The sequence below is a fragment of the Bacillus sp. FSL R10-2780 genome (assembly GCF_038006125.1).
Taxonomy (GTDB): Bacteria; Bacillota; Bacilli; order Bacillales; family Bacillaceae_G; genus Bacillus_A; species Bacillus_A cereus_U.
In genome coordinates this window covers 2215642-2234571 of the sequence record NZ_JBBOUQ010000001.1, presented here as the reverse complement: position 1 = coordinate 2234571, position 18930 = coordinate 2215642, and the positions used below count along the sequence as shown (strand labels likewise).

Below are 18930 nucleotides of genomic sequence, written 5' to 3'. Positions count from 1 at the left end.
CAAATAATTCAAAAGAAATGAGAGAGTCACATGCTTCTTCAAGGAACACATCGAATTGGTCGTATGGCTATGCTGTTGGCACTTGCGGATGAGAATGAAAGTCCCGTATTATCTATTCCAAAAGGTTGGAAATATTGTACTGGGAAAGTTGGTTCTATGAATTCGCAAAAAGTAGTAGCAGCAATGGAAACAGCGGCTAAGAGCAACCGAGTTATTGAAACAGATGTTTACAGAGAAACACATGCACTTTATCATGCAATTATGGAAGCTTTGTACGGAGTGACGAGAGGTCAAATTCAGTTAGCAGACGTTCTTCGTACAGTAGGACTTCGCTTTGCGATTGTGCGCGGTACACCATACGACGGAAAAAAAGAAGGCGAATGGGTTGCTGTTGCACTTTATGGAACGATTGGTGCACCTGTAAAAGGATCTGAGCATGAGGCGATTGGTTTAGGAATTAATCACATATGATTTGCCCATAGTCTATTAGTTAGAAGGGGGCCTTATTTTTTAGGACAGAAGTCTGTCTTAAAAAGATAAGGTCCCCTTTTGCCTTTATAAGGAGGAAAAAGAATGATTACGTTAACAGGACATACATTGACAGTTGAAGAAATGAAGAGGTTGTTACTTGAAGGTGAAGGTGTAACAGCTTGTCCAAATAGTATGCAAAAGGTAGCGGAGTGCCGCGAAGTAGTTGAGAAAATCGTAGAGGACGGAAAAGTCGTTTATGGTATTACAACTGGATTTGGAAAGTTTAGTGATGTACTTATTCAAAAAGATGATGTAAAGGCACTTCAGCATAATTTAATTCAGTCACATGCGTGCGGAATAGGCGATCCATTCCCGGAAGAAGTATCACGCGGTATGTTAATTTTACGAGCTAATACGATGTTAAAAGGAGTATCGGGTGTTAGACCACTTGTTGTAAATATGCTTCTTGAGTTTGTAAATCGTAAAATCCATCCAGTCGTTCCGCAACAAGGGTCACTAGGAGCGAGCGGTGATTTAGCACCTTTATCTCATCTTGCTCTCGTTTTATTAGGTGAAGGTGAAGTGTTCTACAAAGGAAAACGAGTTCATGCGATGGTTGCTCTTACAGAAGAAGGACTTGAACCTATTGAACTTGAAGCAAAAGAAGGTCTTGCGTTAATCAATGGTACGCAGGCGATGACAGCGCAAGGGGTTCTTTCTTATATAGAAGCTGAAGCAAGTGCTTATCAATCAGAATTAATTGCATCGATGACAATGGAAGGATTACGCGGCATTATTGATGCATTCGATGAAAATGTTCATAAAGCGCGTGGTTATAAAGAGCAAGTGGAAGTGGCAAGCAGAATTCGTGATATTCTTCATGATAGTAAACTTGTGACAAAACAAGGAGAACTTCGTGTGCAAGATGCATATTCACTTCGTTGTATCCCGCAAGTTCACGGTGCTTCTTGGCAAGTTTTAAATTATGTGAAAGAAAAATTAGAAATTGAAATGAATGCAGCAACAGATAATCCACTTATTTTTGATGGCGGGGAAAAAGTAATTTCTGGTGGTAATTTCCACGGACAACCAATTGCATTTGCAATGGACTTCTTAAAAGTAGGGATGGCGGAGCTTGCAAATATTTCAGAGCGCCGTATTGAACGCCTAGTAAATCCGCAATTAAATGACTTACCACCATTTTTAAGTCCAGAACCAGGACTTCAATCAGGTGCCATGATTATGCAATATGCAGCGGCTTCACTCGTTTCAGAAAATAAAACATTAGCTCATCCAGCGAGTGTAGATTCAATTCCGTCGTCAGCTAACCAAGAAGATCACGTAAGTATGGGAACAATCGCTTCACGTCATGCGCATCAAATTATTCAAAATGCAAGACGCGTTCTTGCAATTGAGATGATCTGTGCGATGCAAGCAGCAGAATATCGCGGGATTGAAAACATGAGTACAGTTACAAAAACGTTCTATCATCAAGGTCGTCAGCAAGTGCCTTCTATTACAAATGACCGTATATTCTCAACGGATATCGAAAATATCGCGCATTGGTTAAAAACGAACTATTCAATAAAGGAAAGATTGGATGTAAATGCAGCACTATAAAATGAGAAAAGGGAGAGATTGAAATGGAAAAAGTACAACAAACAATTCGTGCGGCAAGAGGTACTGAGTTACAAACGAAAGGATGGGTTCAAGAAGCTGCACTTCGAATGTTAATGAACAATTTAGATCCTGAAGTAGCTGAAAAACCAGAAGAATTAGTTGTATATGGCGGAATTGGCCGTGCAGCTCGTAACTGGGAAAGCTACCATGCAATTGTTGATTCATTAAAAACGTTAGAAAGCGACGAAACGTTACTTGTTCAATCAGGAAAACCAGTTGCAATTTTTAAATCACATGAAGATGCGCCTCGCGTTCTTTTAGCGAACTCAAACTTAGTACCAAAATGGGCGAACTGGGATCACTTCCGTGAACTAGAGAAAAAAGGTCTTATGATGTACGGACAAATGACAGCAGGTAGCTGGATTTACATTGGAACACAAGGGATTTTACAAGGAACGTATGAAACATTTGGTGAAGCGGCACGTCAACATTTCGATGGTTCACTAAAAGGTACTGTAACGATTACTGCTGGTTTAGGTGGCATGGGTGGCGCACAACCTCTTGCTGTAACGATGAACGGCGGTGTTGTAATTGCTATTGATGTAGATAAGCGTAGTATCGACCGTCGTATTGAAAAGAGATATTGTGATCTGTATACAGAGTCTTTAGAAGAAGCGTTAACTATTGCGAACGAGTATAAAGAGAAGAAAGAGCCAATTTCAATTGGACTGTTAGGAAATGCGGCAGAGATTTTACCAGAGCTAGTGAAGCGTAATATTACGCCAGATTTAGTTACGGATCAAACATCTGCTCATGATCCATTAAATGGTTATATTCCAGTAGGTTACACAGTAGAAGAAGCAGAGAAACTTCGTGAAGAAGATCCAGAACGTTACGTACAATTATCAAAAGAAAGTATGAAAAAACATGTAGAAGCAATGCTTGCAATGCAAGAAAAAGGTGCGATTACATTTGATTACGGAAATAACATTCGCCAAGTTGCTTTCGATGAAGGATTAAAAAATGCTTTCGATTTCCCAGGATTCGTTCCAGCATTTATCCGTCCATTATTCTGTGAAGGAAAAGGACCATTCCGCTGGGTAGCACTTTCTGGTGATCCAGAAGATATTTATAAAACAGACGAAGTTATTTTACGCGAGTTCGCGGATAATGAGCATTTATGTAATTGGATTCGTATGGCACGTCAGCAAGTTGAGTTCCAAGGTCTTCCATCACGTATTTGTTGGCTTGGTTATGGTGAGCGTGCAAAATTTGGCCGCATTATTAATGAAATGGTGGCTAATGGTGAATTATCAGCACCGATCGTTATCGGCCGTGACCATTTAGATTGCGGATCAGTAGCATCTCCAAACCGTGAAACAGAATCTATGAAAGACGGTAGTGATGCAGTAGCAGACTGGCCAATTTTAAATGCATTAATTAACAGTGTAAACGGTGCAAGCTGGGTATCTGTTCACCACGGTGGTGGCGTTGGTATGGGTTATTCACTTCATGCTGGAATGGTTATCGTTGCAGATGGAACAGAAGCAGCGGCAAAACGTATTGAACGCGTATTAACTTCTGACCCTGGTATGGGTGTTGTTCGTCACGTTGATGCTGGCTATGACTTAGCGGTTCAAACTGCGAAAGAAAAAGGCGTTAACATTCCAATGATGAAATAAGGAGGAAGAAACATGCTGGACACTTTACTAATAAATATCGGTCAATTACTAACAATGGATCAAGAAGATGGCTTGTTAAGACAGGAAGCGATGAACACGCTTCCTGTTATTGAAAACGGTGCTGTTGGAATCGAAAACGGCGTAATTACTTTCGTTGGAACAGCGGAAGAAGCAAAAGGATTACAAGCGAAAGAGGTTATTGATTGCGGCGGGAAAATGGTTTCTCCTGGTCTTGTAGATCCGCATACTCATCTTGTATTTGGTGGATCTCGTGAAAATGAAATCGCGCTGAAATTACAAGGAGTTCCGTACCTAGAAATTTTAGAACAAGGCGGAGGTATTCTTTCAACTGTAAATGCAACGAAACAAGCATCGAAAGAAGAACTTGTTCAAAAAGCAAAATTTCATTTAGACCGTATGCTATCTTTCGGTGTAACAACCGTAGAAGCGAAGAGTGGTTACGGATTAGATGATGAGACGGAATGGAAACAATTAGAGGTAACTGCACAATTACAAAAAGAGCATTCAATTGATGTAGTTTCAACATTTTTAGGTGCTCATGCAGTTCCGAAAGAGTATAAAGGAAGATCGAAAGAATTTTTACAATGGATGCTAGATCTATTACCAGAGATGAAAGAGAAGCAATTAGCTGAGTTCGTTGATATTTTCTGTGAAACAGGTGTGTTCTCTGTAGAAGAATCAAAAGAATTTTTATTAAAAGCGAAAGAGCTGGGCTTTGATGTGAAAATTCATGCAGATGAAATCGACCCTCTTGGTGGTGCGGAAGCAGCGGCTGAAATCGGTGCAGCGTCAGCGGACCATTTAGTTGGCGCTTCTGATAAAGGAATTGAAATGCTTGCGAATTCTAATACAGTAGCGACTTTATTACCAGGAACAACTTTCTATTTAAATAAAGAAAGTTTCGCACGCGGCCGCAAAATGATCGATGAAGGTGTTGCTGTTGCTTTAGCTACAGACTTTAACCCAGGAAGCTGTCCAACTGAAAACATTCAGCTTATTATGAGTATTGCAATGCTGAAACTAAAAATGACACCAGAAGAAGTTTGGAATGCGGTAACAGTTAACTCATCTTATGCCATTAATCGAGGCGATGTAGCTGGGAAAATTAGAGTTGGTCGTAAGGCGGATTTAGTTTTATGGGATGCTTATAATTATGCTTACGTACCGTACCATTACGGTGTAAGTCATGTGAATACAGTATGGAAGAATGGTAATATCGCATATACAAGAGGTGAACAATCGTGGAGTACGGCCACTATTTAAAGAAAAATGCAAAGTTTATCGATCGTGAAGTAACGAAATGGAGCGAAATGATTAAAGATTGGGAGGAAGGAGAGGGAATATTCGGTGCTGCCTTAATTGGAGCACCCCTTTCTAAACCATCTATTAGTCATTCAGGAGCATGTTTTGCACCAAAAACAATTCGTTCAATGTTAGATGCATATAGCACGTACGCAATTACAGAAGAACATGATATGAAAGAAAGTGTTCTTCATGATTGCGGTGATATTACGATGCATGTGACAGATATAAAAGAGAGTCATAACCGAATTGCGAAAACAGTTGGTCACTTGACGAAAGTAAATCCGAAAATGATACCAATCGTTCTTGGTGGTGACCACTCGATTAGTTTTCCGAGTATAACGGGGTTTGCAAATAGTAAAGGAAAGGTCGGTATTATTCAATTTGATGCCCATCATGATTTACGTAATTTAGATGATGGTGGTCCATCAAATGGTACACCGTTCCGTAGTTTACTAGAAAATGATGTGATTACAGGAAAACAACTCGTTCAAATTGGGATTCGTAATTTTTCAAATGCACGAGCGTACCATGAATATGCAAAAGAGCATGGCGTGACAGTGTATACAATGAAAGATGTAAGAGAGCGAGAAATAAAAGATCTTATTTCAGAAAGTATTGAAGTATTAAGAAAACAAGGTGTGACTTCTATTTATATTTCTCTTGATATGGACGTATTAGACCAAGCGTTTGCGCCAGGCTGTCCAGCAATCGGTCCTGGTGGAATGGATAGTACAACTTTACTTGATGCAATTGAATTCCTTGGTAAAGAGCCACTCGTTCAAGGGATGGATATAGTAGAAATTGATCCAACTCTTGATTTTAGAGATATGACGAGTAGAGTAGCTGCGCAAGTGATTATGAGTTTTCTTTTAGCGCGAGAAACAGTTCGTAAGCAGGTTAGTATATAGACGTAAAATTAAAAGTGAATGTTTTCCTATACCTTATAAAAAACACATTACTACTCATATGTAGTAATGTGTTTTTATGTTAAATGAGAATGTGAAATTAGAATAGATATGTGTGTGGAAAATGTAACAAAATGCGGGTTTTTTAGTGTTTCTGTACAGATTGAATTTTTATGCGTAAATAAATTGACATAGAAAATATTTTTGTGATATTATAAAAATTTTGCTAAAAAAATAAATGTGTGTTAAGATTGAGAAGGTTACCATATATGGAGGTGGATTATTTGTTTCAAATTGGCGATAACATCGTTTATCCAATGCACGGAGCAGGTATAATTAAAGCCATAGAAGAAAAGGAAATCTCAGGAGAAAAACAACAGTATTATGTTATAAAAATGTCGGCTAGTAATATGGAAGTGATGATTCCTATTGGGAAAGTATTGACTTCAAATATACGACCAGTCACAGATATAAAGGCATTAACAAACATAATAGATATTTTTCAACATGGAGAATCAGACAGATTACTGACGTGGAAACAAAGGTATAAATTGAATACAGATAAAATAAAAACGGGTAAAATACAAGAAGGTGCTGAAGTTGTACGTGATTTATTACGTATGCAGAAAGAAAAAGCACTTAATGCAAGCGAAAAGAAAATGTTAGATAATGCACATGAATTTTTGATTAGTGAACTGGGATTAATTGAAGGTATCACAGAAAATCAAATAAAAAGCTTTTGTTAAGATTCATTGTAGATAATGTATTACATCCCAAAAAAGATCTTGAATTTTTTGGGAATATAATTATAGAAAATCAATCATTTCAAAAACATTCAACTCTTTCAAACCACTTTTAAAGCATTAACCTCGTTTGTTATGACTACAATTTAATCCATTTTTATTTTTTAATTTCTTTTACGAATGTTCGAAGTTTAATTCAATACTTCGATAAAATAGTTACTTGATTTTTGCAATCCTGATTCACACTGGCACGGACAAGGAGCCGTAAGGATGAAAGAGAGGTAGGGCTTTCATTGTTTTAGGTATATAAGTTTTTATTTTTAGAAGAATACTGAGCCACTCTCATTCCTATTGTTACGGGATTTTTCATATGTGAGGAGATAATAATTGTTTATTTTCTTTATGTAAAAGAGATAAACGAATTGTTAGCCTTATATGGTCAACTAAAAGAGGTTTCCTAATTAGGAAACCTCTTTAATTTTTGTTTTTATTATTCTATTTGTTTAATATTCGAATTTTTAATGTTAAAGACGTATAAATTGACGTTACTATTTAAAAGTAAGTATGATGCGATTATAGTAATTTTTTTATAAGGGGGAAGAAAAATGACAAGTTCAAACAATAAAGCAGCAAATATTTATGCAGGAACAAATATAAATAATTGGGGATCTTTTGAAAACATTGATGAAACAAAGGTGTTTGATCCGATTCAAATTGGATCTTGGTCTCTTCGTAATCGCATAGCGATGGCACCGATGACGAGATGTTTTGCAAATAATGAGACTGGGGTAGTTGGTACTGATGTAGTAGAGTATTACCAAAAACGTGCTGCGGATGGGATTGGATTAATTATTACAGAAGGAATTGTCATTAGCCCGAGAGCAAAAGGGAATCCGGGAGTACCAGGTATTTATACACAAGCGCAAATTGATTCTTGGAAACCTGTTACAGAGGCAGTACATAAAGAAGGCGGAACGATTATTGCTCAAATATGGCATGTTGGACGTATGAGTCATCACGAAATAATTGGTGGTCAAATGCCGCAAGCGCCGTCTGCTATTGCTGCGGAGGGTAATGTTCCGCGTTTTCGTAAACCGTTTGATACACCAGAAGCAATGACAATAGAAGAAATAAAAGAAGTTATAGGTCAATATGCACAAGCTGCAAAGAACGCAATCGAAGCTGGATTTGATGGAGTAGAAATTCACGGTGCACATGGATATTTAATTGATCAATTTACTTATGAATTTGCAAATAAGCGCACAGATAAATATGGCGGGGACTTAAAGCAAAGGTTAACATTTATGAAAGAAGTAACGGAGGCTGTAATTGAAGCAGTTGGAGCTAATAAAACGCTGCTTCGTTTCTCTGCCTTTAAAGGTGATAACCCTGCCTATATGTGGGAAAACCCAGAACTTGCGATTGAAACTTTTGTAAATATGTTCAAAGAAGTTGGATTAACGATGATTCACCCTTCAACGATGAATTATACGCAAGTTATTGCTGACGGAAAGAATTTTCATCAATTAGTAAGAAAATACTGGGATGGTACTATTGTTGGGGTGGGCAATTTGAATCCGAAAGAGGCAGAAGAAGCATTGCAAGAAGGAACAATTGATGTAGCGGCGTTCGGAAGACCATTAATCGCTAACCCAGATTTTGTTCATCGAATTAAAAATGCTGAAAGTTTAGTTGAATATGACGCGAAAGAGCATCTTGCTAGGTTAGTGTGAATAAGGATAAAAAGAGAACACATCGAGTGTTCTCTTTTTATTATGGAATTTCATATATAGGGGGAAGCGGAATGAGTGAAGCGCTACTCGTTATTATTAGTATATTGCTCTTTTTGATGCTACTTTTAATTGTCTTTTTTATCATTACATTTTTTATTAAAAAACGGACGCATCATTCTATATTAAAACTGCATCCATACTTAGGTAGAATGCGCTATTTACTCGAAAAAATAGGCCCAGAATTTAGGCAATATTGGTTTGATCATGATACTGACGGAAAGCCTTTTTCGCGCTACGATTTTCAAAGTGTTATGTTTCTAGCAAAATACCGTTCTGAAATACTTGGTTTTGGATCAAAACGGGATTTTGAGGAATCTGGCTATTATATTGCTAATACATTATTCCCCACATTAACAGATGAATTAAGTGTGAATCTCACGCAAGAACGTGAGGGGAAAAAGTATATGATTCATAAAGAAGGGTTATTTTCAAGAAGAGAAAAATTGACAGCGGATACAACAAACCTTTGGTTGTATGAAGAAGATGATGCAATTATAGTCGGCGAAAATCGTAAATATCCATGGAAACTGTATGGGATGTTTGGAGCGTCAGCTACATCTTACGGTGCGATTGGAGAAAATTATATTTTATCAGCTGGGTTTGGTGCAAAAATGGCAGGTGGTTCGTGGATTAATACTGGGGAAGGGGGCGTAATTCCAGAACATTTACATACGGGTGCGAATATCGTTGCGCAAATTGGTCCTGGATTATTCGGATACCGTGACGAGGACGGGAATTTTTCGATGAAGGAATTTTTGGAGAAGGCGAAAGAAAGTAATATTAAAGCGTTTGAATTGAAATTTGGGCAAGGAGCAAAAATACGTGGTGGTCATTTAGAAGGGCAGAAGGTAAATGAGAAAATCGCTTCCGTTCGGAAAGTACGAGAAGGTGAAACGATTAATTCACCAAATCGATTTTCATTTATTAATAGTGCGGCAGAGGCTTTATATTTTATTCAAGATTTGCAAGAAAACGGTGGTAAACCAGTGGGCATGAAAATTGTAATTGGTCAACAGAAGCCTTTGGAAGATTTATTAAAAGCAATGAAAGAATTAAACATCTATCCAGATTTTATTACAATCGACGGTTCAGAAGGTGGATCAGGTGCAACATATAAATCGATGGCAGATAGTATGGGGCTGCCGCTTATACCGGCATTACTTACATTTATTGATACGGCGAATCATTACGGTGTTCGGGATAAATTAAAGGTGTTTGCCTCAGGGAAATTAATCACACCAGATAAAGTAGCGATTGCTTTAGCTATCGGTGCAGATGCCGTAAATTCAGCACGCGGCTTCATGATGGCAAGTGGCTGTATTATGGCGCTTCAATGTAATTCAGGGCAATGCCCATCGGGTGTTGCAACTACGAATCCGCACTACCAAAAAGCGTTAGATCCATATGAGAAGAAATGGCGAGTAATGAACTACATTATTAGCATGAGATATAGTTTGTTTTCATTAGCGGCAGCGGCGGGGGTAAAGAGCCCGCGCCATTTAACGAGAGAGCATATTGTGTTTAAAGATGAGATGGGGAGAGTAGTTCCACTTTCGGAATTGTTTCCTTCCGTAATTGGGAAGTAAATATGTAGCTGAACAAAAAATATGAGTACAAAGTCATACATTTGTATGGCTTTTTTGGTTATGGGAAAAGTAGAAGTTTATTACATGAATGTTCCCGCTTGTCTGTTGCTCTTTTTCAAACAAATTATTTGATGGAGCTGAGTTATCAGAATATTGTTTTTGATGAAAAAATGAAACGATATACGCATTGACAATAAAAACTAATTAGACTATAATAAATCTCGAATTCAAGGTATTTTTGAAGGATAGTCAAAAACATAAAATCAATATTTTAAATATAATCATAAGAACTGTAGTTTTTTTTGTGGATTATCTCGAATTCGAGATAATTTCTGAGCGAGATGAAATGTGTTAGTTTTTTTGAGAGGCATCTCAAAATTGAGATAAAATAGCATTGCGGATTGAACTTTATCATATGGACAAAATGAATAATGAATTTTAGCAAATAAACGTTTTTTGTAATGAAATAAAAAAGGGCGTGGAGAAGACGATGGGTGAGGAATTAAAATTACCAGAGCGATATAATCAGCATAGAAAACAGATTGAACAAGGGTTATTACCAATTTAAGTAAGAGAACTATACTAATTATATAAGGAATTGAAAGGGGAGAAAAATGATGAAACATGTTTTTCAAAAAGGAAAAGATGAGTCAAAACCAACACTATTATTGCTTCATGGTACGGGAGGAAATGAATTAGATTTATTACCGCTTGCAGAAAGAATTGATCGGGAAGCTTCTGTCTTAAGTGTTCGTGGAAATGTATTAGAAAATGGGATGCCTCGTTTCTTCCGCCGATTAGCAGAAGGTATTTTTGATGAAGAGGATCTTGTTTTCCGTACGAAGGAATTAAATGAATTTTTAAATGAAGCAGCAAAAACATATGAATTTGATAGAGATAATATCGTAGCTGTTGGGTATTCAAATGGAGCAAATATTGCAGCGAGTTTATTATTCCATTATGAAAATGCATTAAAAGGTGCCATTCTTCATCATCCAATGGTCCCAAGAAGAGGGATAGAACTTCCTAATTTAGTAGAGAAAGCAGTGTTTATTGCTGCTGGAACAAATGATCCAATTTGTTCACCTTCTGAGTCAGAGGAATTGAAGATGCTATTAGAAAATGCAAATGCTAATGTAACAATACATTGGGAAAATAGAGGACATCAATTAACGATGAATGAAGTAGAGAAGGCAACAGAATGGTATGAAAAAATGTTTTCACATGCATAAATAGTAGACTAAATCGAGTGTAAAATCATAAAGATTTTATACTCGATTTTTTTGTAGCAATTGGTAATTGGATATCGACAGTTGTTCCTATGTTTAATTCACTTGAAATGAATAATTTCCCGTGATGCTCTTGAATGATTTTATAGCACATCATTAAGCCAAGGCCAGTTCCTTTTTCTTTCAAGCTATAAAAAGGTTCGCCAAGACGAGCCATACGCTCTTCAGGAATCCCACAACCTTCATCGATAATGCGTATTGAAACAAAATCATTTTCTAACGAAGTTGTTTGAATGAATATGTTACCACCATCAGGCATAGCCTCAATCGCATTTTTTACTATGTTAATAAAAACTTGTTTTAATTGATTACTGTCACATTGAATGTCAGAAATATAATCGAAATGGTCCATGATGATATGAACGCTATGCATAATTGCTGTTGGTAAAATAAAAGTTACAACTTCTTCAATTAATGTTTGTACGTTGCATGTATGAATAGATAACACTTGTGGTTTAGACATCGCCATAAATTGGCTTGTTATAGATTCCATTTGTGAAATCTCACTCAACATAACGTCCACATACCATTTATTTTCCTCATTTATTTCTGGATGTAATAATGTTAAAAATCCTTTTAATGAAGTGAGCGGGTTTCTAATTTCATGGGCAATTCCAGCTGTCAGTTGTCCTACTACTGCAAGCTTTTCGGATTTTCGTAATAACTTTTCAGTTTCTTTTAGTTCGGTAACGTCCCTTCCCATCACTATAAGACCTTTGCGTGAGCCATCAGGATGGAAGAGTGGGACCTTTGAAATACTTAAAACTAGGTCGAAATCATCTCTATGTATAATAAATTCCTCTCCGTGAAGAATTTGTCCCTTTTGCCATGTTAGTTCATCGACTTCTTCACAATGCAAAAAAGATTCGCGGTACGCTTCGTTATATTGAATGAGTTCATTATCTCTTTTTCCATGATAAGGTACGTTATGGAAATTGAAACAAGAAAGCGCATAGTCATTTGCTTCAAGCCAGCGTCCTTCATGATCCTTAAAAATAACAAATGCAGGCATTGAATTCATTAATGTGCGTAATCGTTTCTCACTCTCTTGTAATACTTTCTCAATTCTTTCTGATTTTTCAAGGGGTTTCATAATGGCGTATACACCTGTTAAACGATTTTTAACAAAAATAGGAACTAGTTTTGTTACGACATCTAGTAAATATCCGTCTTTATGATAAATAGAGACGATATACTCTTTTTGATTGTCAGCTGCAGTATTTTTTATGTATTGTAGCACTTGATCAGAAATATGTGCTTCTAAAATAGAAGTGATTGTTTTTCGCTCTAATTCGTTAGAAGTATAACCTAATATTCTTTCAGCAGAGGGATTAATATGTAAAATAACTCCTTCTAAATTCAATGAAATAATACTATCAGGGTTATGTTCGAAAAGAGATGCGTACATTTCTGCTAAAGAACGATTTTGTATATGGTTTCGCAGGCGTCCAGATACGTTCGGATGACGCTTTTTTTGAGTAGATGAATATTTTTTACGACTCATAATATTTCCTCCGTACAATTAGCATCTAAAAAAGATGGATCTATTAATAACTATAATATAGGTGTGACGTTTATTTCTATAAAAAATGGAAATTACAGAATAAATTTTCTTTTTTTATTATTAGTGGAAGGTATAAAAGGTAGTAATAAGAGAATCTTATATTGCTTAATTAATTTTCTGTAAGTTACATGAATGTGTTTTCGTTATACGATTAGAATAGAAGAGGGGGAAGTAATATGAAAAATTATATTCAAGGAATTGATCATGTACAAGTAGCTGCGCCCGTAGGATGTGAAGAAGAAGCGCGAGAATTTTATGGTAATAAAATTGGAATGGAGGAAATTCCAAAGCCGGAGGAATTAAAGAAGCGTGGTGGGTGTTGGTTTAAGTGTGGAAATCAAGAGATTCATATCGGAGTTGAGCAAAACTTTAATCCAGCTAAAAAAGCGCATCCAGCTTTTTATGTTTTGAAAATTGATGAATTTAAACAAGAGTTAATAAAGCAAGGTGTTGAAGTAATAGATGATAATGCACGACCAGACGTGATTAGATTTTACGTATCAGATCCGTTTGGAAATCGAATTGAATTTATGCAAAATAAAAACTAGGTTAAGGTCCACCTAGTTTTTTATGCTTTTCTAAACAATCCTAACACTTCAACAGTTTCTGTAATATTAACGAATGCATGAGGATCAATTTCGGAAATCGTTAGTTTCATACTTGCTAACTCTTCACGCGAAACGACTGTCATAAGTACACGTTTTTTTTCGTTTGAATAAGCACCTTCACCATCAAGTAACGTAATTCCGCGTACTACAGTTGAAAGAAGCTTTTTTTTCATTTCTTCCGCTTGATTTGTTACAATCATAAGTGTAACTTTACGATGTTTTGTATGAACGGCATCAATTACTTTACCAGTTACATAAATTGAAAGTAAGCTTGTAAGGGCAACATCCCAAGTGAAGAAAAATCCCGCAATGACAACAACAACAGTATTTAATGCAATAAGGAATCCACCAAGTTTAATATCTCGCTTGCGAGATAACAACATACCGATAATATCAAATCCACCAGTTGAACCATGGCAGTTAAAGACAAGACCAATACCAGCTCCGGCGATGACACCGCCAAATACAGATGATAAAAGTGGATCTGTTGCTACGACTTTTACAGGAATATAATATAGTGCAACAGATAATACAATTACAGAGACAACTGTGTTAAAAATTACTTTTTTTCCAAGACCTATGTATCCTAAAATAAGGATAGGTAAGTTCAATACAAAGTTAATAATGCCTGTGTTCACAGGGGTTGCAATTCCTAAAATAATAGCAATTCCGCCAATTCCACTACTTAAAATTTTATGGGGGATAAGGAAAAGATTAAAGGCAATTGCAATAATAATAGAACCAAAAATAACACCAAGAAATCTGACCATCTTTTTCCCGTCCTTCACTGAAAAATCATATTATTTCAAGATTATATATGAAATTGAAAGTTTTAGGTAAAAACAGTTTATTTCGGAAAATTAGATTAATCTAAACAATTTGAGTATTTGAGTATTTTATGATTTGAAAGGGGATACAGATATGAAGATAACAACATATCAACAGAAAAGTCCTTTAAAACAAGAATGTGAGGATTCATTTTTTTGTAATGAACATAACATGATGTACGGTGTATGTGATGGTGCAACGCCACTTGTCCCATTTTGTGATGAAGAAGGACATAATGGAGCATACATCGCTTCGCATTTATTTGCAAGTCATTTTACTTCGTTACGGGAGATTAATAGTTTACAAGGTGAAGTTGCAAAGGCGAATGAATTATTGCAAAACAAGATGCTAGAGTACAAGGTTGATACGAGAAAAAAAGACCATCTATGGTGTACATGTATTGCAGCAGTTCAAATAGAAGGCGAGAAACTTGAATATGCACAGTTAGGTGATTGTATGATCGTTGCAATACTTCAGGATGGAGCGATGAGAGTATTAACGAAAGATACGGTTCAAGGAATTAGTAAACGTGCAAAAAAGAAGAGAGACGAGGATCGTAAAAAAGGTTTACCAGTCCCGGAAGAACACGTTTTTCAAGATGTTCGGGAGCAGTTAAAATACAATCGATATCTTGCAAATATGCCAAATGGCTACTCAGTTGCAAATGGGATGAAAGAAGCAATGACTTATTTACAACATGGGGAATTACATGTAGCTGACGTAAGTGGAATCTTTATTTGTTCGGACGGATTGTTCCATCCAGAGTGGTCGTTAGAACAAATTGTGATATATATAAGAAAGAATAGTATAAAAGAATATGTAGCAATCATTGAAAGGCTAGAAGAAGAAAATAGAATAAGACCAGATGATAAAACAGTTATTATGATCGATTTGTAAGAGGAGAATGTTCATATGGAAATTAAATGTGCAAATTTAACGTTTCAAGATGAGTTAGTTCCTTTAGAAAAGGTAAAAAAGCTGATTATCCATCATACGTCAGAAGATGGATGGGATGTGTATAAAACTCACGAATTTCATCAAAAGGTAAGAGGATGGAGCGGGATTGGTTACAATTATTTTATTGAGGAAGATGGAACTGTAGTCGAAGGGCGAGGTTTACATATTGGGGCACATGCGAAAGATAATAATAGTGATACAATTGGAATATGTATGACGGGAAATTTTGATAAATATGATCCAACTACTGCACAAATGAATTCATTATATTCTGTATGTAAAATGTTTATGAAGCAGTTTGCCATAGAGAAAGGAAATATACTCGGCCATAGGGAGTTAGAAGGGGTTACAAAAACTTGTCCAGGAAATCGTTTTTCTATGGTAGAGTTAAGAAAAGTATTATCTTAAATATAGAGGGGTAACTAATGATGATGAACATAAAAATACCGACTGATAAAAAAGAAGAGCTTGTAGCACAAATTCAGCAATTTTTCGTTGAAGAAGATTTAGATGAGATTGGACGTTTCCAAGCAGAACGTTTAATAGAAGAAATGATAAAGTTAGTAGGGCCATTTGCATACAATCAAGCAATTGGAGATGCAAGAAAGCTTGTAACTGAAAAATTATCTAATATTGAAGAAGATTTATATGTGTTAGAGAAGAATGAGGGTAAATAAAAAAGAGCCAGATAGCTCTTTTTTATTTGTTTTCTTTATGCTCTGTATATTCATGTGTTTTTTCTTTTACATTACCGATTGTGTTTTTAGCAGTCCATATTGATTTTGTATAAGCAATTTTCATATGGGCACGTTCCATATTATTTTGACTGCCGCTACCAAATCGAGCTTGTCCAACTATTAAATTGCAATTGGATTCAACAGCGGTCTCAATTCGTTTTTGAATTAATGCGGTATGACAACCTTTACGTTGAAATTCTGGCAAAGTAGCAGAAGCAGCTAGTGAGGCGACACCGTTATTTATCCCGCATTAACGGGCAGTAAAACTCCCACCTCAAAATTCAGGTGGAGCAAAGAAGTTAGGTGGGAGATCAACTGCCCGTAAACGCCCGATTGGTGAGGGCTAATAATCAGTGGGGGATGAACAAAACCCCCACTGATTAAAGTTTCACTTTATATAGAGTACCCCTATACTAGCTGGAGTGTTTTGAACTTCGGCTATGAAAAAATGCCATCCTGGCTGATTGTAAAGAATTTCATTATTTTGACGAACACTATCTTTTGTGAATAAAGGCATACTAAATCCCTGAACATAAATATCTGCAAAAGTATGAAACTCATTTTCTTTTAGTTTGCGTACTGAAATGTTAGAAGGGGGAAGTGGAAAATCTTGTTCCGGTATGCTATATAAAGCGGTATGGAAGCTAGATTGGTAAAAGCCTTTTTGAGATAAGTATTGAAATAGTTCAGTTGTGCCTTGAGCCGGTGTAATTTCAAAACGACAAGGGATGTGTAGTGATTGATAATAAGAGATGATTTCATCTATCTCATCTGTACTTGTGAATGCAATACCCTTTACTGTGTTAAAAGCAGGACCAGCAATTACTTTTGATGAAAAGGCAGTGGCACTCCCGAACTTTTTCATTTGTACTTGCATTGGATTTCCAGCTATCGCTTGTAATGCTTTTAATCTAGAAGATAGCATATCTATTTCTGCGTTTTCAATTTCTTGTGCTGTATTGAGTGTCATAATAGTACTCGTCAACTACCCCCACTGAGGTGAAACGTTTCAGTGGGGGCTTGAGTTAGAACTCTAGGTCTTTTCGTCTATCGCTAGACAGTTTGACGCTCTAGAATTCATGCCATCTTTCGGTAACACCCCAAGTAAGTTTTTGGTTGGTACTGGCAACGAACTATTGTTTTCCCACTTGCACCACCCTTTCGAAAAAGAGCAATTCTTCCTTGTGGAAGAAGCCACCACTCAGATGACTCCGGCGTGTGCTACAAGCCCCGACAAGTCGAGTACACATGGATGGTTGACGCACCCACTAAGCTATGCACGAAGCAACAGCCTTACGTGTTTGCACTTCTAATAGAATCGGCGTTTTCACTTTGAGATTTTCATCCAATTCTACAACTCTTGATTTTTGCAATGTATTCAACGCACCATTAATATCAGCGTGGATACATTTTCCTGATTTACTTCGATACAGACCACGAGTCATTCGTTTGCCACTAAAACGATAATGAGTCCTATCATTCTTAGACCAAACAGGAATCCTATCTTTGTCTAGAAAACTAGCTTTTGAGGTATAGCTTTCTTCTTGTTTCAAAAATCGGATGCCTTCTTTTACACATTTATTCTCAATTGCTGAAATCAATTTATGAAATGGGATTTGAACAAATTTTTGATTATTCTTGTTTCCCATATCAGATTCTTGTTTCCAACCAGTGTTATACCCTACGATAACCGTATCTATGTTGAATGCTTTCACTTTTTTGAACAACAGGCCTACAGTTTGTGAAATGTAACCATTTATTTGTCGTTCTCGTTTATGCCAAAGTGCAGCCATTTGATTCGTTACAACTCGTTTTGAAAGTCCATTTCCCCTATTTTTCTGTTGCAGATTACGTATCATTTTGTTGAAGTATTGGTTAATGGATTTTAATTTTTTTCCATCAATTAAGAATGTATCACCTGCATTTGTTGCACAACTTAATAATCTGTCTACACCTAAATCGCAACTCAAAGCGTTACTAGTAGTCGTGGATTGTTTCTTCATTTGAGAAACGTGCATCTCATATGTATAATGCACCTCAAAGAACCGACCTTTTTGCTTGGGTACAATCTCAATGTAGGAGACTTTTTTATTTATTAAATTTTTAGGCATACGTATTTTAATGGAACCGAATTTTTTTCTGAATTCAACATTCATCGGAATCATCCAATACCCGTTATCATCAACTTTTGGAACTTGATAGATTTCAATGATTCGTTTGTCAGTTGAACCAGAATAATTCGGAAACTTAGGACGACCTGTGAATTTCTCAGGATTTTTCTTCCACTGTTCCAATGCTTTAAAAAAGCTCTTCGCTTCTGTATATAAGGTTCTACGAATCGCTTGCACAGAGTTTGATTGCATGCCCGAGTAGTTCATATCGGCTTGCATGGCAGTGTCCACTTCTTTTACAGTAGCCATTTTATTATTGTTCAAGTAACTTTGTTTAATGGTGTACAATCCAACATTTCGCAACGCTTTTGAACTATGCGACATGCGTTGAAGTAAACGAAATTCTTTTGCCGTGAGGCAAGCTCGTCCGATATTCTGTTTCTGAGTGAATCGTTGCATGTTTTCTCTTTTCTTTTGTTTACGTAATACTTTAACTGCTTTCTTTCTAGCCATTGTTTTCACCACCTTTCTCAGAGAGTTCAGCCTATTGACTGACGGCAATTCATCTCCACCTGAATTGTTGGGCTTCACCCGTAGCACAAATCAGATGTAGTCTTCTTGCCGAAAAGGATAAAATTTCTCCGTCAATAAATATATTTCATAGTACATATACGATTTTTGTTCTGAGATTCCTGTTGAAATGTAAGAGA

At 36.5% G+C, this 18930-nt stretch carries 16 protein-coding genes and 3 pseudogenes; 14 read left to right on the top strand and 5 right to left on the bottom strand.

The genetic code is table 11. The features are described from left to right. Positions 1–30: 30 nt before the first annotated feature. The 10 genes and pseudogenes from hutP (at position 31) to NSQ47_RS11570 (ending at position 11358) form a co-directional block, all read left to right on the top strand. Positions 31–471 carry a hut operon transcriptional regulator HutP gene (gene hutP / locus NSQ47_RS11615; protein ID WP_000926519.1) on the top strand — a complete coding sequence of 147 codons (441 nt, stop codon included), beginning with the start codon at positions 31–33 and terminating at the stop codon, positions 469–471. Positions 472–573: 102 nt separating this feature from the next. Beyond that, a complete protein-coding gene (hutH, locus tag NSQ47_RS11610) occupies positions 574–2091 on the top strand; it encodes a histidine ammonia-lyase (RefSeq protein ID WP_002066582.1) in 1518 nt (505 codons plus the stop codon). Between the two features lie 23 nt (positions 2092–2114). After that, a complete protein-coding gene (gene hutU, locus NSQ47_RS11605) occupies positions 2115–3773 on the top strand; it encodes a urocanate hydratase (RefSeq protein ID WP_002111180.1) in 1659 nt (552 codons plus the stop codon). 12 nt (positions 3774–3785) lie between these two features. Next, complete coding sequence (hutI, locus tag NSQ47_RS11600; RefSeq protein WP_341036983.1) at positions 3786–5057, top strand: imidazolonepropionase; 1272 nt, start codon at positions 3786–3788, stop codon at positions 5055–5057. Continuing rightward, positions 5036–6007, top strand: coding sequence for a formimidoylglutamase (gene hutG / locus NSQ47_RS11595; protein WP_341036981.1), 972 nt, complete (start codon positions 5036–5038; stop codon positions 6005–6007). The genes hutI and hutG overlap by 22 nt, the downstream gene beginning before the upstream one ends. Positions 6008–6288: 281 nt before the next feature. Beyond that, complete coding sequence (locus tag NSQ47_RS11590; protein WP_171902567.1) at positions 6289–6750, top strand: CarD family transcriptional regulator; 462 nt, start codon at positions 6289–6291, stop codon at positions 6748–6750. Positions 6751–7352: 602 nt separating this feature from the next. Next, positions 7353–8480 carry an alkene reductase gene (locus NSQ47_RS11585; protein WP_341036979.1) on the top strand — a complete coding sequence of 376 codons (1128 nt, stop codon included), beginning with the start codon at positions 7353–7355 and terminating at the stop codon, positions 8478–8480. A gap of 71 nt (positions 8481–8551) precedes the next feature. Then, positions 8552–10126, top strand: a complete 1575-nt coding sequence (locus NSQ47_RS11580) for an FMN-binding glutamate synthase family protein (RefSeq protein WP_002160895.1) — start codon at positions 8552–8554, stop codon at positions 10124–10126. Between the two features lie 484 nt (positions 10127–10610). Continuing rightward, positions 10611–10694: pseudogene (locus NSQ47_RS11575) on the top strand (VOC family protein); the annotation flags it as partial. 49 nt (positions 10695–10743) lie between these two features. Next, positions 10744–11358, top strand: a complete 615-nt coding sequence (locus tag NSQ47_RS11570; protein WP_341036971.1) for an alpha/beta hydrolase — start codon at positions 10744–10746, stop codon at positions 11356–11358. Positions 11359–11383: 25 nt separating this feature from the next. Here NSQ47_RS11570 and NSQ47_RS11565 read toward each other — a convergent pair whose 3' ends face one another. Continuing rightward, positions 11384–12919: a BA3702 family sensor histidine kinase gene (locus NSQ47_RS11565; protein WP_341036970.1), complete on the bottom strand. Its 1536-nt coding sequence runs from the start codon at positions 12917–12919 to the stop codon at positions 11384–11386. Positions 12920–13155: 236 nt separating this feature from the next. On the opposite strand from NSQ47_RS11565, the gene NSQ47_RS11560 reads away from it, so the two are divergent. Then, positions 13156–13527: a VOC family protein gene (locus NSQ47_RS11560; RefSeq protein WP_002146289.1), complete on the top strand. Its 372-nt coding sequence runs from the start codon at positions 13156–13158 to the stop codon at positions 13525–13527. A 20-nt stretch (positions 13528–13547) separates the two neighbouring features. Here the strand turns inward: NSQ47_RS11560 and NSQ47_RS11555 are convergent, their stop codons facing one another. Further along, positions 13548–14357, bottom strand: a complete 810-nt coding sequence (locus NSQ47_RS11555) for a YitT family protein (protein WP_002146290.1) — start codon at positions 14355–14357, stop codon at positions 13548–13550. Between the two features lie 151 nt (positions 14358–14508). Here NSQ47_RS11555 and NSQ47_RS11550 point away from each other — a divergent pair, with 151 nt between their 5' ends. From NSQ47_RS11550 to NSQ47_RS11540, 3 genes are read left to right on the top strand one after another with little or no spacing between them, the layout of a single operon-like run. Then, entirely contained in the window at positions 14509–15312 is an 804-nt protein-coding gene (locus NSQ47_RS11550) for a protein phosphatase 2C domain-containing protein (protein WP_341036968.1), read from the top strand. A gap of 15 nt (positions 15313–15327) precedes the next feature. Then, positions 15328–15780 (top strand): peptidoglycan recognition protein family protein, encoded by a 453-nt coding sequence (locus NSQ47_RS11545; protein ID WP_078174966.1) that lies wholly within the window; start codon positions 15328–15330, stop codon positions 15778–15780. Between the two features lie 17 nt (positions 15781–15797). Beyond that, entirely contained in the window at positions 15798–16049 is a 252-nt protein-coding gene (locus NSQ47_RS11540) for a DUF2164 domain-containing protein (protein ID WP_002111161.1), read from the top strand. 22 nt (positions 16050–16071) lie between these two features. Here the strand turns inward: NSQ47_RS11540 and NSQ47_RS11535 are convergent. The 3 genes and pseudogenes from NSQ47_RS11535 to NSQ47_RS11525 form a co-directional block, all read right to left on the bottom strand. Continuing rightward, positions 16072–16350: pseudogene (locus tag NSQ47_RS11535) on the bottom strand (hypothetical protein); the annotation flags it as partial. 153 nt (positions 16351–16503) lie between these two features. Continuing rightward, positions 16504–17079 (bottom strand): annotated as a pseudogene (locus tag NSQ47_RS11530) (GNAT family N-acetyltransferase); the annotation flags it as partial. Positions 17080–17377: 298 nt separating this feature from the next. Next, entirely contained in the window at positions 17378–18733 is a 1356-nt protein-coding gene (locus NSQ47_RS11525; RefSeq protein ID WP_341036967.1) for a transposase, read from the bottom strand. Positions 18734–18930: the final 197 nt, after the last annotated feature.

Excerpts from the sequence above, each read along its gene's own strand:
- NSQ47_RS11560 (WP_002146289.1), top strand. The coding sequence starts at position 13,156 with ATGAAAAATTATATTCAAGGAATTGATCATGTACAAGTAGCTGCGCCC.
- NSQ47_RS11585 (WP_341036979.1), top strand. The coding sequence starts at position 7,353 with ATGACAAGTTCAAACAATAAAGCAGCAAATATTTATGCAGGAACAAAT.
- NSQ47_RS11580 (WP_002160895.1), top strand. The coding sequence starts at position 8,552 with ATGAGTGAAGCGCTACTCGTTATTATTAGTATATTGCTCTTTTTGATG.
- NSQ47_RS11550 (WP_341036968.1), top strand. The coding sequence starts at position 14,509 with ATGAAGATAACAACATATCAACAGAAAAGTCCTTTAAAACAAGAATGT.
- hutI (WP_341036983.1), top strand. The coding sequence starts at position 3,786 with ATGCTGGACACTTTACTAATAAATATCGGTCAATTACTAACAATGGAT.
- NSQ47_RS11525 (WP_341036967.1), bottom strand. The coding sequence starts at position 18,733 with ATGGCTAGAAAGAAAGCAGTTAAAGTATTACGTAAACAAAAGAAAAGA.
- hutH (WP_002066582.1), top strand. The coding sequence starts at position 574 with ATGATTACGTTAACAGGACATACATTGACAGTTGAAGAAATGAAGAGG.
- NSQ47_RS11555 (WP_002146290.1), bottom strand. The coding sequence starts at position 14,357 with ATGGTCAGATTTCTTGGTGTTATTTTTGGTTCTATTATTATTGCAATT.
- NSQ47_RS11570 (WP_341036971.1), top strand. The coding sequence starts at position 10,744 with ATGAAACATGTTTTTCAAAAAGGAAAAGATGAGTCAAAACCAACACTA.
- NSQ47_RS11545 (WP_078174966.1), top strand. The coding sequence starts at position 15,328 with ATGGAAATTAAATGTGCAAATTTAACGTTTCAAGATGAGTTAGTTCCT.
- hutP (WP_000926519.1), top strand. The coding sequence starts at position 31 with ATGCTTCTTCAAGGAACACATCGAATTGGTCGTATGGCTATGCTGTTG.
- NSQ47_RS11565 (WP_341036970.1), bottom strand. The coding sequence starts at position 12,919 with ATGAGTCGTAAAAAATATTCATCTACTCAAAAAAAGCGTCATCCGAAC.
- hutU (WP_002111180.1), top strand. The coding sequence starts at position 2,115 with ATGGAAAAAGTACAACAAACAATTCGTGCGGCAAGAGGTACTGAGTTA.
- NSQ47_RS11540 (WP_002111161.1), top strand. The coding sequence starts at position 15,798 with ATGATGATGAACATAAAAATACCGACTGATAAAAAAGAAGAGCTTGTA.